Origin of the sequence: Kitasatospora nipponensis (assembly GCF_039528135.1) — a bacterium.
Lineage (GTDB): Bacteria > Actinomycetota > Actinomycetes > Streptomycetales > Streptomycetaceae > Kitasatospora > Kitasatospora nipponensis.
In genome coordinates, this window is record NZ_BAAALF010000448.1 from 1 (window position 1) to 1,474 (window position 1,474).

The 1,474-nt window shown below is 65.6% G+C and carries 2 protein-coding genes and 1 pseudogene; all 3 read right to left on the reverse strand.

The window, feature by feature from the left end; genetic code table 11:
- A partial coding sequence (locus tag ABD323_RS46145; RefSeq protein ID WP_425556340.1) for a WXG100 family type VII secretion target occupies positions 1-575 on the reverse strand: 575 nt, incomplete at its 3' end.
- Position 576: 1 nt separating this feature from the next.
- The gene (locus tag ABD323_RS41075) at positions 577-903 is read right to left on the reverse strand and encodes a hypothetical protein (protein ID WP_184919097.1); all 327 of its coding nucleotides are present in this window, start codon (positions 901-903) and stop codon (positions 577-579) included.
- A gap of 148 nt (positions 904-1,051) precedes the next feature.
- A pseudogene (locus ABD323_RS41080) lies at positions 1,052-1,474 on the reverse strand (hypothetical protein); the annotation flags it as partial.

Genomic DNA, 1,474 nt, shown 5'->3' on the forward strand with positions numbered 1-1,474 from the left:
CAGGCCCTCATGGAGCCGTCAACCACCTCCCACCGGAAGGAGGCCCCCCCATCAGGATCCTGATCGTCGGCGGCGGCTGTGCCGGAACCGCCACCGCACTCCGCCTCCAGCAGCTGCTCAAGGCCCAACTCCGGGACGGCCGGGTGCAGATCACCCTGGTCGAACCGCAGCCGTACCTGACCTACCAGCCCCTGCTGGCCGAGGTCGCTGGCCCACTTCATGCCACTCTCGAAGGAGCTGGGCACGTCGATACCGTTCATGGCCGACTTGCTCTGGCTCAGCGCCTGGCTGGCGTAGTTCATCGCGCTGGAGGTCTGCACGGCGTGCGCGGCCGTGTTCGACATGCTGGTGTGGATGACCCCTGCCCGGGTGGCGAACCCCTGAGCTGCGACCCCCTGCCAGTTCTGGGTCGCGTGCTCCACTGCCTTCTTCAAATCGTCGGCGGCACTGCGGAGTTCAGCCTCCACGTTCTTCCAGTGCTCGCTGACCTCCTTCAGCCGCTCGGGCTTGGAGACCTCAAGCATCCCCTTGAGCGGGATCAGTGCCTTGCTCTCGAAGTACGGGTTCCGTGCCATGTCAGACCGCCCTCTGCTGGCTGTTCATGACCGACTTCTGGTCTTCCTCGAGGCCCCGGTAGTTCTCAGTGACCATCTTGGTCTTGTCACCGAAGTCGTTGATCAGCGAGTTCAGATCAGCGATGGTCTTGGCGAGGAACGCCTGCATGCCATCGTGCGCTGTGAACAGTGCCGACGCCTCGGGGAAATTGCCACCGAAGTCCTCGCGCTTGACGACGGTGTTGTACTTGGTCTTGTCCGCGGTCTGACCGATGTTCTGCTGGAGCGCCCGCAGTCGCTTAACGACCGCCTCCAACTCGTCGGTGTTGACCTGATATCCGTCCGACATACGGCTCCTCCCCCTGGAGTGTCGCTGCTTCCCCGTCCGACGCTGTCCTCGTCCGGGCCTGAACTCGCCCCGCGCGGCAGGTTACTGCCAACTGGTCAGGGCGTTCGATCGTATCGCTTCCTGAAGGTGTGCTGACACTCCCTCAGCGTCACTGGTTGCCACCGGAACCGTAAGGATTCTGGTACGGCGGCTGCTGCGGAGGCTGACTGCCGTACGGCGGGTACTCCTGCGGCGGAGGCTGGTTACCGTAGGGCTGGTTCGGGTACGGCGGCTGGGCCTGCGGGTATCCGTACGGCGGTACCGGCGGCTGTCCCGCGCGAGCCGCCCGGCGGCGCTTGGACGCCTTCACCAGGACAACGATCACAATGATGGCCAGAACTGCCAGGACCACCAGGATCACGGCCGCCACAACGAGGCCCTTGCCGACAATGGAGAAGTCACCCGGATCCTCCATCGCCTGCTGCCCGGGGTCCGTCCCACCCGGCAGCGTCCCTCCGGGCGCCGTGGCAGCGGCACTCGGGGCGCTGCTGCCCGATGCCCCGCCAGCATCCCGCTTGGTCAGCGGAGCCTG